This is a genomic window from Bacillus sp. R45 (assembly GCF_021729365.1).
GTDB lineage: Bacteria > Bacillota > Bacilli > Bacillales > Bacillaceae > Bacillus > Bacillus velezensis.
Genome location: NZ_CP091421.1, coordinates 2,093,785 through 2,106,402 on the forward strand (window position 1 = coordinate 2,093,785; position 12,618 = coordinate 2,106,402).

Annotated in this window: 14 protein-coding genes and 4 pseudogenes; 6 read left to right on the forward strand and 12 right to left on the reverse strand. The window is 36.4% G+C overall.

Annotation, left to right across the window (positions count from 1 at the left end; genetic code table 11):
- Positions 1 to 60: 60 nt before the first annotated feature.
- The gene (locus tag L3V45_RS10065) at positions 61 to 453 is read right to left on the reverse strand and encodes a YoqH family protein (RefSeq protein WP_109567769.1); all 393 of its coding nucleotides are present in this window, start codon (positions 451 to 453) and stop codon (positions 61 to 63) included.
- A gap of 423 nt (positions 454 to 876) precedes the next feature.
- Between L3V45_RS10065 and L3V45_RS10070 the strand changes: the two genes are divergently transcribed.
- From L3V45_RS10070 to L3V45_RS10080, 3 genes are all read left to right on the forward strand, one after another.
- Positions 877 to 2,013: a Rap family tetratricopeptide repeat protein gene (locus L3V45_RS10070; RefSeq protein WP_109567755.1), complete on the forward strand. Its 1,137-nt coding sequence runs from the start codon at positions 877 to 879 to the stop codon at positions 2,011 to 2,013.
- Entirely contained in the window at positions 2,003 to 2,185 is a 183-nt protein-coding gene (locus tag L3V45_RS10075; protein WP_063174276.1) for a hypothetical protein, read from the forward strand. The genes L3V45_RS10070 and L3V45_RS10075 overlap by 11 nt, the downstream gene beginning before the upstream one ends.
- A 324-nt stretch (positions 2,186 to 2,509) precedes the next feature.
- Positions 2,510 to 3,529 (forward strand): hypothetical protein, encoded by a 1,020-nt coding sequence (locus tag L3V45_RS10080; RefSeq protein WP_043867221.1) that lies wholly within the window; start codon positions 2,510 to 2,512, stop codon positions 3,527 to 3,529.
- 60 nt (positions 3,530 to 3,589) lie between these two features.
- On the opposite strand, the gene L3V45_RS10085 is transcribed toward L3V45_RS10080, so the two are convergent.
- Together L3V45_RS10085 and L3V45_RS10090 are read right to left on the reverse strand one after the other, a co-directional pair.
- Positions 3,590 to 3,949 carry a hypothetical protein gene (locus tag L3V45_RS10085; RefSeq protein ID WP_014305240.1) on the reverse strand — a complete coding sequence of 120 codons (360 nt, stop codon included), beginning with the start codon at positions 3,947 to 3,949 and terminating at the stop codon, positions 3,590 to 3,592.
- Positions 3,950 to 3,954: 5 nt separating this feature from the next.
- Positions 3,955 to 4,422: a DUF4879 domain-containing protein gene (locus tag L3V45_RS10090; protein ID WP_024085506.1), complete on the reverse strand. Its 468-nt coding sequence runs from the start codon at positions 4,420 to 4,422 to the stop codon at positions 3,955 to 3,957.
- Between the two features lie 256 nt (positions 4,423 to 4,678).
- On the opposite strand from L3V45_RS10090, the pseudogene L3V45_RS19660 reads away from it, so the two are divergent.
- Positions 4,679 to 4,746 (forward strand): annotated as a pseudogene (locus L3V45_RS19660) (putative holin-like toxin).
- Positions 4,747 to 4,996: 250 nt separating this feature from the next.
- Here L3V45_RS19660 and L3V45_RS10100 read toward each other — a convergent pair.
- The 9 genes and pseudogenes from L3V45_RS10100 to L3V45_RS10140 form a co-directional block, all read right to left on the reverse strand.
- Complete coding sequence (locus L3V45_RS10100) at positions 4,997 to 5,335, reverse strand: YolC/YozM family protein (RefSeq protein WP_014305242.1); 339 nt, start codon at positions 5,333 to 5,335, stop codon at positions 4,997 to 4,999.
- 213 nt (positions 5,336 to 5,548) lie between these two features.
- A complete protein-coding gene (locus L3V45_RS10105; protein ID WP_223203798.1) occupies positions 5,549 to 5,731 on the reverse strand; it encodes a GNAT family N-acetyltransferase in 183 nt (60 codons plus the stop codon).
- A gap of 9 nt (positions 5,732 to 5,740) precedes the next feature.
- Entirely contained in the window at positions 5,741 to 6,001 is a 261-nt protein-coding gene (locus tag L3V45_RS10110; protein WP_223151887.1) for a GNAT family N-acetyltransferase, read from the reverse strand.
- A 95-nt stretch (positions 6,002 to 6,096) separates the two neighbouring features.
- The gene (locus L3V45_RS10115; RefSeq protein WP_234949340.1) at positions 6,097 to 6,693 is read right to left on the reverse strand and encodes an SMI1/KNR4 family protein; all 597 of its coding nucleotides are present in this window, start codon (positions 6,691 to 6,693) and stop codon (positions 6,097 to 6,099) included.
- 54 nt (positions 6,694 to 6,747) lie between these two features.
- A complete protein-coding gene (locus tag L3V45_RS10120) occupies positions 6,748 to 7,206 on the reverse strand; it encodes an SMI1/KNR4 family protein (protein ID WP_024085508.1) in 459 nt (152 codons plus the stop codon).
- Between the two features lie 14 nt (positions 7,207 to 7,220).
- Positions 7,221 to 9,023, reverse strand: coding sequence for a T7SS effector LXG polymorphic toxin (locus L3V45_RS10125; protein ID WP_234949341.1), 1,803 nt, complete (start codon positions 9,021 to 9,023; stop codon positions 7,221 to 7,223).
- 98 nt (positions 9,024 to 9,121) lie between these two features.
- Positions 9,122 to 9,679, reverse strand: a complete 558-nt coding sequence (locus tag L3V45_RS10130) for an SMI1/KNR4 family protein (protein WP_052587349.1) — start codon at positions 9,677 to 9,679, stop codon at positions 9,122 to 9,124.
- A 49-nt stretch (positions 9,680 to 9,728) separates the two neighbouring features.
- A pseudogene (locus tag L3V45_RS10135) lies at positions 9,729 to 9,839 on the reverse strand (SunI/YnzG family protein); the annotation flags it as partial.
- 119 nt (positions 9,840 to 9,958) lie between these two features.
- On the reverse strand, positions 9,959 to 10,159 hold the full coding sequence (locus L3V45_RS10140) for a hypothetical protein (RefSeq protein ID WP_223203775.1): 201 nt from the start codon (positions 10,157 to 10,159) through the stop codon (positions 9,959 to 9,961).
- A 165-nt stretch (positions 10,160 to 10,324) separates the two neighbouring features.
- Here L3V45_RS10140 and L3V45_RS10145 point away from each other — a divergent pair.
- A pseudogene (locus L3V45_RS10145) lies at positions 10,325 to 12,009 on the forward strand (recombinase family protein).
- Positions 11,985 to 12,605 (forward strand): annotated as a pseudogene (locus tag L3V45_RS10150) (polysaccharide biosynthesis protein); the annotation flags it as partial. The pseudogenes L3V45_RS10145 and L3V45_RS10150, both read left to right, overlap by 25 nt.
- Positions 12,606 to 12,618 lie beyond the last annotated feature (13 nt).

A 12,618-nucleotide genomic window follows, 5' to 3' on the forward strand; every position in this document is an offset into this window, starting at 1 on the left:
CACCAGAATTTTTTCAAAAGATCCAGTCGCATTTCTTTCTTTGATAAGAGCTCTACATTTCTAATAGCAAGATTGAATATTATTTGTTAATACACTCGGCCCCAACTTTTGCGTCTTAGAATTTGAAAGGCGTACTTGCACTTGAACATTTGTCATTTCAGCTGATATGGAATCAATCCATCCAGCCCAATTAGGACTCTCTCCCTCGGGAGTCGGATATAGTTTAAATCGCCAACTGATTTCCCCTGTTTTGGAGGCAAATCCTTCATAACCGTCGTAGCTTCCATAAGAAGATGGCTGAGGAAGGTGGACAGCAAGAATACTCATATTCGTTCTCGCAGCACTTGGCGGGTATAACTGCACTTTATAGATTAGTGCCGCACCCTTCGCATTTTTCAATTTTTGATTCACCGGTTCGAGTACTGCACTACAAGGCATTGGACTTGCTTTCATTTGAGTTGGAGAGACAATAACAGCAGCCAATAAAGGTATAACCAAAATAAATTCGTTTCATCTAAATTTCCTCACATTTTTTTGTTAATTTCCCTTACTCCCGCCTTGAATATTCATTACTTTTGAATGGTTAGCTTCATTAAAAAAAAGGTGAAAAAGGCAGTACTGAAGCTACTAGCGCTGCCGGTAAAGATGGAAAATCAGCATATGAATTAGCCGTTCAACAAGGCTTCTCCGGAACATTAGATGAGTGGCTTGCCTCACTGAAAGCAACAGGAAATTGATCATATCCCCTTCTCGAACGAGGGGGCTTCTATCGCATTCCACACCAAATTGAGAAATTAAGAAAAAACACTCTTCCTAATATATTACATTATGATAAAATATTACATAATCAGTCGAAATACTAGGAGGGTGATTTTTTTGGAGCAATTGATCTCTTCTTCAAAGGTTGGCTTAAAAATCAATAAATGGTACAAATACATAAGATTATTCAGTGTTGCAGATGCAGAAATTCTAAAGGGTGAAGTTGAACAAGAAATAGAGCATATGGAAGAAGATCAAGATTTATTGTTGTACTATTCGCTCATGTGTTTTCGACATCAATTAATGCTTGATTATCTTGAACCAAAAACCATGAATGAAGAACGACCTAAAATTTCAGACTTATCAGAAGAGATCGAAAGTAAACAAAGCGATCTAAAAGGAATTCTTGAATATTATTTTAACTTTTTTCATGGGATGTATGAATTTGAACAGTACGAATATCTTAAAGCAATAAGTTTTTACAACCGAGCTGAAAAGAAGATATCTATTGTCCCCGATGAAATAGAGCGAGCTGAATTTCACTACAAAGTTGCTGAAGTGTACTATCACATGAAGCAAACCCACATGTCTATGCATCATATTGTTCAAGCAATAGAAACCTACAAAGCACACGAGACATACTCAATAAGAGTAATCCAATGTTCATTCGTCATCGGTCTGAATTATTTAGACATGGAGTATCCAGAAAAAGCAATACCGCATTTCATGAATGCATTAAAACAAGCACAAGAAATTGATATGCCGCGGTTAATAGGTTCTTCTTTGTACAATCTCGGTTTATGCTCATTTACAACAGGACATATGGAGAAGGCATTGGAGTATTTTAAAGAAGGCGTCTCAATTTATCAAGGTAATTCTCTTCACAATTCTAGCCGACTGCTTGACATACTTCTAATGTTGGCAAAAACGCACTTTAAATTATTCAACACGGTCGATGGAAAACAGGTTTGTGAACAAGGTCTTATGCTTTCAAAGGAGTTGAACGATGACGTATTAGGAAAAATGTTTGATTTTCTTATGGGTTTATTCGTTGAGAATGACAAAGAACGACTTTTTAAAATCTTAGATTACTTAGAATCAAAAGCTATGCTTTCGGATGTGGAAGACCTAGCGACTGATGCAGCAATGTATTATAATGTAAATGAAGACCATAAAGTAGCTACAGCCTTTTATGAGAAAGTGCTTTATGCCCGAAAACAAATTCAGAGAGGGGATTGTCTTTATGAAATTTAAATTTGCATCGGCTTTTATCTTTTTAGTTATCTTACTTGGGCTTGTTGGACATTATCTTCTTGACGGCCACAAAGTTTTTAAAGAAGCCCGAAGAGGCCACACAGCCAGTATCCATATCGCGCTTGATCACCATAATGACTTCTCAGTGGAACGTAGAGGGCAAACCGCATAAATGTTTTGGCACTCCCGCATAGGGGGTGTTTTTTTATGATCTGTGTTCACCTGTAAAGCTCTATGCAATGCTGTCCTTCATAGTAAAACAGGTAAGCCTTATTCATAGCTGCAACCAAAAAAAGCACAAATAAATAGTATTGCTCCTCTAAACTTGTGTGGCAATCATACAAAAACACAAAAGGAACAGACCTAAACAGTAATGGAGAAGCACTTGTCACATCTGGATATTGACCGCTCATCAAAAACTGTCTGCTCCTAATCATTTACTTTGCAGATTTATTCTGCAAGTGTGTTTTTTTATATAAAAGATAAGGAGCGTTATATGAAAAAGTCTTATGTTTTATATGGGATTTCAGGAGTTCTAATTGGTGCAATAGTTATATTGTTGATCAATGCATTCTTTATAAATAAAGGTGAACACTCTGTAAGTACTTCTAAAATAAATCCAACCGAGGATAAAATCTTTTTTATCTATTCAAATCCACTCATCAAGAAAAGCGTACTCATATCCACATCACAAGGAGAAAAATTCAATAAACGATACTTTAAGGTACCGGATATACCATATATCCAGAAAAAAACCCCCTCTTCAGACGATATCGTCTTGTTAGCTGAACATGAACCATATTATTACACATTAAAAAACAACACTATTAAAGAACATAAATTATCCAATCCATTTGCTTTTTGGTATCAAGGAGAAGATATTTCTGTAAAAGCCTATAATGTCGACACCAATGGAAATGAACTGAAAGTAAATGATAAAAAGTTCAATAAAAAATATAGCCTGACTTTGCCTACCCTCGTAACCATGGGAGGAAGCGATAATAGGTATATTTACGTCATTCAAGGAATGTCTATGTACGTCATTGATAGAAACACAGAAGGGATTATTAAAACGATTGGATTAGCTTCCTATGGAGATGTATTTGATCACTCTGAAAAATATGTTGTAGCTAGCTCAGAACATGAACTAACTGTAATCGAAAAAGGATCATGGAAATCAAAATTCATAAAATATCCTGATGATCTCGAACAAGCGGACGCTGTGTATTACGACAAAAAAAGCGGTAAATTTTACGTTACATATATTAATAAATCCGTATACGCCTGCTTACTTGAGTACGGTAAAGATTTTTCTTTTGAAAAATTCGATTTAAAATTTCCGTATATGAATGCAAAGTTTAAAGATCAAAAACTTTATGTAATTTCACAAGAGGAAAACAAAAAAGGGATTGGTGGATATATGGGGATTTTTGATATCCGTACTAAAAAGAAACTTAATGAATTTGATTTGCCTGAAGAAGAAACAAAAGTGCAGGACTTTATGGTTTTAGATTAAACATAAAGAATAAGTTGCAAAGCAAAAGCCCCTTCCTGAATAAGGGGCTTTAATTTTAAATTAAATAGATGTTTTATACGCGTTAATGGCTTGATTTCTCAAAAGCATATTATCTTTCGTAACCATTCCAAGATTGTATGCTTGTTTGATGATATCTAACACTTGATTATCAGTTTCAGTTACAGCTCGTCCCCCAGTTATTCTGGACTTCCAGTAATCAAACTGGTGATTTAACTCTGAACTGCTTTTAAGGTTTTTATTATCAACTACTTTGCCATTCTCCAGCGCTTCTTTGAATTCATTAAAACCAATTGAACATTGCGTATTCGAACTAATTCCTGCACCTTCTGTCGCTAAACTGCAAAACGCTAAAAATTTCGGATCTTTCGTGATATTGTAAGAGTTATTTAGACCTTCCATAACATTCATCCTCTCTCGAATTTTACAACGTTGCTATAAATGATTTTCATGTTTTTCCCAAGACCTTCAACTTGAATCTCATTTGAAGGAAGTTCGTTCATTGGAATTTCAATGTATTTGTCCCATCCTATCACAACTTTGTTTTGTCCAAGTATAGGGTCATATTTGTATATGTTCGCTTCACCTTTGTATAACAAATTTCTCCCATCCTTTGCTTTAATGACGGTCGAATTTGTATAGCCCATAAAGCGAACTTTAATATGCAGCTTGTCACCTTTCAAAACATTTGTTGCATTTGGCTTGCTGCTTGTAACAGGCTCCCATACAAAGTCGTTTCCATCCGATGTGACGGAAAGAATCTGAAGACTGTAAAGCGGTGTTGCTTCAATTGCTTTTGCTTTCGATGTGCTAATGGAAAACATCGTTGTAACAGCAAGAAGTGTAATTGTTACTAAACTAAGTACTTTTTTCAATCCCTTAACCTCCTTGGTATTATTTCACATGTTATTTATCGGTAATTCCAGCCGATTATTTAACTCAAATTCAAAAAAGAACCTGATTCTAACATGGTTCTTTTCGCATAGGTAACTGAATGGGTTTTTAACGACATATAAATGATTCCTGTACATTAAGTATGCTCACTTAAGGGAATCTTGGAGTCTTGGAGTCTTGCTCACCCCCTATAGAAAGGGGGTGATGCTTATGTCAACATTTCAGGCATTAATGTGAATGCTTGCATTTGGGTCGTTTATAATCGCCCTGTTGACGTATATAAATAAAAAATAGACCTCCCTTGAGCCTGAAAACCTGAAGGGTTAGGTCTATCATGAATAACATAACATCTGAGCAAGCCCTTTGATGGGGTGCGACCAACACCATGCTCTTTTTATTTTATGCATTTCTTGTTAAAGAAATACACTATAACCAGTCTGTATTTTACAGATTGATTATAACAGATTAAATGAAACCATTGGAATGGTTTGCAAAACTTTTGTTTATTGGATAAAATCATTATTGTATTTGGAGCCGATAAGCATCTTTAATGTATCAATGCGCTTTATTACTTTCCAAATACTTCTCATGTTGTCTTTCTAAAACCTTAATATCCTTTTTAATGATCTCAACTTTATATTCTTCTTTAACTTCCTTAGATAAGTTATCGTTTAGATAGCGTCGTAATTCTTCTTCATTTTTTGTTTTATCCATACCAATTGATATGACTGGGTCTGTTTCTCCAATTCCAAGGCTAAATAAGCCAAATTCATCCCATGCACTTTCTAATACTTCCTCAGTGGATTTTTGATTTTTAAAAGAATGTGTAACTGCGCCATACATGAACACAGAAAAACAAACAATGATCAAGACCCCAATTAATTTCTTTTTCATTTTCTCCTCCTTTCATTTCAAGAATACCATAAAATACAATACATGGAAAAATAATTCCTCAGCCAACAGTATCCTAGTTCATTACGGGTTGGTTTTGAGAGGATAAATGCTAATCCGTATCTTAATAACGATCTAATTAGATTAGCTTAAGTTACCGTCTATCATCGTTTGTGAAAGTAACCTCCCACACATTCACCATAATTCTCGGGAATTTTATTTTAATACTTTAAGGAGTTTTACATATTCATCTTCACCAAGAAATAATACGGTTGTAAAGCCCTTCTTTTCATATAGATGTCTTGCGTTTAAGTTATCTGTATCTACACCGAGTGTTATTTCCTCAAATCCAAGTTGTTTAGCATAATCAATCAAATAATCAACAATAATACCGCCTATCCCGCAATTTCAATATCCTTCTTTAACAATCATACGAGATAGATAAATGCGTTTATCCGGAATGGTATAATCTGGGTCATTGTTTTGAAAAACTAACGATCCTTCTCCTATAAACTCGTCATTCACTGAGTAAATAAAAGTAATTCTGTTTCCGCTTACTAATTCGTCATAAAACACCTTAGCCATTTTCTTTTTCTTTTCCATGTCCCAAATATTATTACACTTATGGTATTCTTCGGGTTTTAATTTCTTTACTTGGTACGAATCCATAACCTCTCTCCCTTTTTATAATTAGTTTCTATCGAAAATAAAAAAGCTCTCTTTCTGAGAGCTTAACTTTGCAATACTTTTCCTAACAATAAAAGCTAATTGTCCTTACCAAAGAGCAATTTTGCAAAGTCATTGTCTAAAACCTCAATTTCCACATCACTGTCATTATTATCAGTTTCAATTGGTTCATCTACTAAACTTAGAATAAACTCTTCAAAAGAGTTGGCAATAAGGAAAAAGTCTTTATCGGGGTGACTTAATTCATGATCCCAAAACAATATCTTTTCATTATCGATATCCATGCATATTTCATTCCCACCTGCCGAGCTTGCTATAGGAATAATGTTCCTAGGAAAGCGATCAGAATAAGTATTGATTGCTTCTTGGAGACTGTTATGATCGTTAGCTAAACCATAGAAGCTCTCTATTAATTGTGTATCATCTTCCTGACCCATCCAAGGATCTTTCTCTATAGGTTTGTAGCAAACGTCATACTCAATCTCATCTGTTGTTTTTTTACTTTCTAAATAACAGCCTCCATATCCCTTCAAAAAATCCTTATAGTCGGAAGGCAATTGATTACCTATATTTCTTTCAATTTCTTTGAGCTGCTCGTTTGTATTAATGCTAGGATCTGTGCCAGCATTAATCGTAAACTCTTTCAACTTTTGTTTGATCTTAGTGAAGCTCATTTTAATACTCCTTCATATGCTATGGAAAAACAGATATAGACCTTCTTTTTAGTTTTAATCGTCCCAGTCCTCATCATCGATCCAGTCGTCTTTCGATTCTTCAAGCTCTTCTATTAAAAACTCTTGGAATGTCCTAGCAACTTGTTTACCATATCCCTCTTGGTTATCCCAAAGAATGACTGGGCATTCTCCATCTATCATCTTGTTAGTGTCAAGACAATAAGAAAATTCATCTACATATTCGATCACTACAAGACCATCGGAAAGGTTATAATATTTTTTATATTCATTGGTCTGCTCGACAACTTCAGCGCCGTGAGAGTCATATCCGAGAATCATTGTTCCGTATGCTCCCCCTGAACCATACTCAGTTAAAAACCATTTATAGCTGTCTGGAAGAGTTACATTGAGCTCCTCTTCTATTTCTCTAATCTGATCTTCAGTGACTCCCCCCGTGAGAATTGAATTTTCTTTATTTTCATCAAAGAAAGTTTTTATTTTCGAATAATCCATTAAACTTTCACCTCTTATTCTTGATTCTCAAATTGCTGAGCTCTCCATCTCCAATACCTTCTTCTGAAACTTTTATATTGTTTATCAAGCACAGGATCATTTCTAAAACTCTGTCCATTCCCTTTTAATTCATGCAAAACATCACTGTACTTATTATGCCAGCTTTCAGGTATCTCCAGCATAGTACCAGGCTCTTCTTGAATTAAGTGATGTAAATTTATTTGCGTGCCATCTTTAGCAAACGGAGCATTACCATTTTTCATCAGTTGAAGATTCGTAAAGCCTTTACGATTTTTTTGATTAAGGTCAATATCTTTCATTGTGTATACTCTAAGGCTTACATCTCTAGGCTCTCCTTTAACTTTTACCTTGCCGTCTATTTCATAGGCCTCATACTTCTCTTTATTTAACCAAGGGACATTTACTTTCTGACCAGTAAATGGCTTTCTGCTTTCATCCAATTTCTTTGCACTGGACAAAAGTCCATTTTTAAGGTTTTGGCTGTTAACCACATTGTATGGTACGTTATCAGCCAGAGCAAGATCATACTTAGTGTTATAAGGAAGCAAATCTGAAATCTTAATGTCCTTAATTTTCTGACCTGCCTGTCCTGCCTTGTTTATGACCTTCCCCGCCGCATCAGCTTTGTTAACGGCTCCTGCGCCTTTTGTTCCGACGACAGCCACAGCCACTGAACCGACCGCATATGTCACCCATCTTGATCTGGAGTAAGCATCCCCGTTCACCATATCTTTTTGATACGATTCCTCAATAGCTGTTGAAATGGCATTATACGTGTTAATTGGATGGGCAACTGCCCCTATGATACCTTCAACAACTTCATCAGGCTTACTGATCAGCTGCCATAAACCGGTTACCGTGTCTTTCCCGACACCATAAAGGCCGACGCCGGCTCCTTTTAAAATATCCCAAGTCACTTCTCCGGCTTCTTCCATCTGTTTTGCTTGTTCAAGCTGAATGACATATTGCTGTCGAGAAGGGTCAAAGTTCTCGTACCCGATCTTCCTCGCAATCTCCAAGTATTCATCCGGATCAGTTACTCCATCAGCGAGCTTTTTCTTCAGATCCTTGATTTCTCGCTCTTTCGCTTCTTCCTTCTTAAACGTTAAATATGTGTCTGAGTGTCTTGCAATCTCGCCTTTTTTCTTATGTATGTCACTTTCTCTGTACGCCTTGGCGTTATAGTGAAGTGGTGTTGCATTTTTCCCTTTACCTGTAGCATTTTGGAGCTGCTGAAAGTCAGCCTGAATGAAATGTTCATTTGCCTCGGTTTCTGCGTATTCTTTCGTTAGATCATGATCAAGCTTGCCGAGCTTATGTACAGTATCGTCCCGTTTTTTGTCTGCTGATTCCAGCTTTTGATCGACATCTTCTGTAGAGAAAACATCAAGATGAATGATATCGCTGATTTCATCAAGGATACCTTTCATTTCATTCTGCTGCTCCTGCATGATGGCTTGTGATTTATTCTTCGCATGAATCAGCTCATGTTCTAAAAATGACTCTTCCACAAACGAATCGGTCAATCCGGCATCAGCTACTTTTCCTGAAATACTGTTAAGATGAAAAGCAATCTTCATATCGATCAAATCAAGCCAGCTGTCTGTGACACTAGCGTGATCTTGAAAAAAAGCTTTAATGTTGTCAGCGCCTTTGCCTGAAAACTCACTGTCATCTAAGTCAGCCATTCCCTGATAGGCTTTCCTGAGATTGATAAATTGTTCTCTAACCTGATCATATTCTTTTGCCCGCTTTTCCGCTGCTGAAATGAACGAGGATGCTTCAAATACTTTCATTTACGTCTCCTTTCTGCTTCTTTCTGTCTAAATTTTACCATAGCTTTATTATTTGATTAACAGAAAAAGACAGTCCGTTCCGACTGTCATACACAGTTTTATCTCGTCCTGTAATAATTTTCAGCTGTATAGTATTTCCAGTCCCAAAAAGCATCCCCGTTCGACATAATATATCGGTCTAAAAATATTTCAAAGTTTAAATTTAATGGATTATATTCTGAACCACTTTCAAATATAAATAGATAATTAGGATCACCTTGATTCACTCTATCCTTGTCGATCATTAAATGACATTCTTCCAACAGGTAGCCAACAGGTATTCCATTGATACCTTCAAACAAAAGCTCGTATTTTAGTTCTTCTTCTATTTCTTCAAGGCTAAATAGATGAAGACCTCCTCCAATATTCTCGCCCTCTGAAAGAATTTCGAAAATTTTCGCACCATTATGCTGAGAAATAAACTTCAGGTAATCATCAGGAAGAGTGAATTTATGATTCGACTGAAAGTTTTGGATTTCACTAAGAGACGCTTTGTTTGGAGAAAAAGTCACAAGGCTCTCTACAATATATCCCTCAGAACAAAACAATTTAATAGCCCCTTTTTCATCTAAAAGACTTTTCAAACCATTGATAGTCTTATGGACAAAGTTAGTCAATAAAAACACCCCCATACTCCTCAGAATAATTACTGAGGATACGAATTTGTTAATCAGTAACAATTTTATTCATAATTGAAGCAGCACTTGTGGTGAACAAAATGTAAGTGTTATTTGCTGTTTTAATTACTATCCTATCCGTAGAGCCAGTTTGAAGTCCTCTGAGGCTTCTTTTTTATTTGGTACATTCAATCTAAACAAAAAACCACAGAGCGTGTGAGGGACTCTGTGGCCTATAGTGGCTGATTAAACCCCTATGATACATCAATTAGGATTTTATCAAAACTTTTCTTTTAAAGATAACATCATCTCTGTCTCAAATAATGCCTGCAGCAGCTCATCTATATTAATTTCTTTCTGCTTGTAATTATTCTTTTCATAAGTACGAATAATTTCTTCATATTCTGATCGATTATCTCCTTTAATGGAGCTAATTCCAAGCTCTTCACCGTATCGGTTAATGAATAGTTGTTTATTCATTTCTTTCGCTTTATCATTTTCATAATTACAAAATGCACCTGACAACTGGACGAGAAAAGTTTCATCTTCAGAATTTAGGTTATTCTCGTATTCAATGTCAGACAGAATATTGTACGAATACTTCTGTTTTTACAGTAAATACAATAAAGAGGAGGTGCTGTTTTTTTGGAGTTAAAAAACATCGTTCATTCTTACAACATTACAAATATTTTGGGTTATCTCAGACGCTCTCGTCAGGATATGGAGCGGGAAAAAAGAACAGGCGAAGATACGCTAACAGAACAAAATGAACTCATGAATAAAATACTGAAGTCGATTGAAATCCCCTATGAATTAAAAATGGAAATCGGATCTGGAGAAAGCATTGAGGGTCGCCCTGTTTTTAAAGAATGTCTTAAAGACCTCGAGGAAGGCAAGTACCAGGCAATTGCTGTTAAAGAAATAACAAGACTCAGCCGCGGGAGCTACAGTGATGCGGGACAAATTGTTAACCTTCTTCAAAGTAAGCGATTGATTATCATTACACCATATAAAGTTTATGACCCTCGAAATCCTGCAGACATGCGTCAGATTCGTTTTGAATTGTTTATGGCCAGAGAAGAATTTGAAATGACCAGAGAGCGTATGACAGGCGCTAAATACACATATGCGGCACAAGGGAAATGGATTTCAGGACTAGCGCCTTATGGATACCGGTTAAACAAAAAAACATCCAAACTAGTCCCAGTCGAAGAAAAAGCAAAAGTCGTTCAATTCATCTTTAACATCTTTTTAAATGGGTTGAATGGAAAAGAAGTTAGTTATACAGCGATTGCTTCTCACTTAACAAAATTACAAATACCGACTCCATCAGGAAAAAAGCGCTGGAATCAATACACAATTAAAGCAATTCTGCAAAACGAAGCGTATATCGGAACTGTTAAATATAAGGTTAGGGAAAAAACAAAAGACGGTAAACGAACAATTAGACCTGAAAAGGAACAAATTATAGTATCGGATGCACACGTCCCTATAATAGATCAAGAACAATTTCAACAATCACAAGAGAAAATTGCAAACAAAGTTCCCCTGCTGCCTAATAAAAACGCATTGGAATTAAGTGAATTGGCAGGCGTATGCACTTGTTCTAAGTGCGGTGAACCATTATCTAAATACGAAACTAGGCGAACGCGAGAAAACAAAAACGGCACGGAAAGTGTGTATCACGTTAAATCACTCACTTGCAAAAAGAATAAATGCACTTATGTGAGATATAACGATGTTGAAAATGCCATTCTGGATTACCTCTCTTCTTTAAGCAACTTAGATAATAAGACTTTAACAAAACATATCATTTATATGATTTCTAAATACGAAGACGTAAATAGTAATGTGAAAACAAAGAAGCAAATGTCTGAACATCTTTCACAAAAAGAACAAGAGTTAAAAAACAAAGAGAATTTTATCTTCGAGAAATATGAAAGCGGCATTTACACTGATGAACTTTTTTTGAAAAGAAAAGCTGTTTTAGATGAAGAATTTAAAGAACTCCAGATTGCCAAGCATGAACTCAATGGAACTCAAGAAGCGCAATCAGAAATAGACAGTAATACAGTCAGAAACAACATAAATAAGATAATTGATCAATATCACATTGAAACAAGCACAGAAAAAAAGAACTCGCTATTAAGAATGGTCTTCAAAGAAGTTATCGTTACGATGACACAAAAAAGAAAAGGGCCAATTCCGGCTCAGTTTGAAATCACCCCTATCCTGAGGTTTAATTTTTCGCTTTCGATCTCACCGCCACTGATAGTTCCTCAAAATGCAGTAAATGTCTTAAAAAACCGATAAAGCCGTTTCCCCGGTAAACACAATGGGAGCTACGAAGCTGTTGTCCGAGAAGCTGTTTCATCAGGCGAATCATCATGTTCAAAACCGCGGTACGGTGTTTTGTTCGGTCCGCTTCGGCAATGTGCTCGGTTCACGCGGTTCCGTTATTCCTATTTTATTTGAGCAGTTGATGGCAGGCGGTCCGCTCACCATTACGGATAAAAACATGACGAGGTTTTTTATGTCGATCGATGACGCCGCAACGCTCACCCTGCAATCTGCGGCGATTACAAAGGGCGGAGAAACGTTTATTTTTAAAATGGAGTCCCTGAGGCTTGAAGAACTGCTTCACGGGTTTGAAGAATATGCGTTCCGGCACGGACTGCCGCAGCCAGCCGCTGTTGAAGTGGGAAAACGCCCCGGTGAGAAGCTTCATGAAGAACTGACCTCTCCTCATGAGACGGAATCTTTATATGAATGGGGCAATCTTTACGCGATATTGCCGGATCCCGCCAAACATCCGGAATTTCGGAAGGTCAATCTCCCCAGATATCAATCGGATCAGGCGCCGCTCATCACAAAAGAAACAATCGTAAAGATTATTGAACGATTACATGAAGAAAAAAAAACATAGAAAAAAGGCCTGT

Excerpts from the sequence above, each read along its gene's own strand:
- L3V45_RS10065 (WP_109567769.1), bottom strand. The coding sequence starts at position 453 with ATGAAAGCAAGTCCAATGCCTTGTAGTGCAGTACTCGAACCGGTGAAT.
- L3V45_RS10075 (WP_063174276.1), top strand. The coding sequence starts at position 2,003 with ATGAAATTTAAATTTGCATCGGCTTTTATCTTTTTAGTTATCTTACTT.
- L3V45_RS10080 (WP_043867221.1), top strand. The coding sequence starts at position 2,510 with ATGAAAAAGTCTTATGTTTTATATGGGATTTCAGGAGTTCTAATTGGT.
- L3V45_RS10085 (WP_014305240.1), bottom strand. The coding sequence starts at position 3,949 with ATGGAAGGTCTAAATAACTCTTACAATATCACGAAAGATCCGAAATTT.
- L3V45_RS10100 (WP_014305242.1), bottom strand. The coding sequence starts at position 5,335 with ATGAAAAAGAAATTAATTGGGGTCTTGATCATTGTTTGTTTTTCTGTG.
- L3V45_RS10110 (WP_223151887.1), bottom strand. The coding sequence starts at position 6,001 with ATGGATTCGTACCAAGTAAAGAAATTAAAACCCGAAGAATACCATAAG.
- L3V45_RS10115 (WP_234949340.1), bottom strand. The coding sequence starts at position 6,693 with ATGAGCTTCACTAAGATCAAACAAAAGTTGAAAGAGTTTACGATTAAT.
- L3V45_RS10120 (WP_024085508.1), bottom strand. The coding sequence starts at position 7,206 with ATGGATTATTCGAAAATAAAAACTTTCTTTGATGAAAATAAAGAAAAT.
- L3V45_RS10125 (WP_234949341.1), bottom strand. The coding sequence starts at position 9,023 with ATGAAAGTATTTGAAGCATCCTCGTTCATTTCAGCAGCGGAAAAGCGG.
- L3V45_RS10140 (WP_223203775.1), bottom strand. The coding sequence starts at position 10,159 with ATGAATAAACAACTATTCATTAACCGATACGGTGAAGAGCTTGGAATT.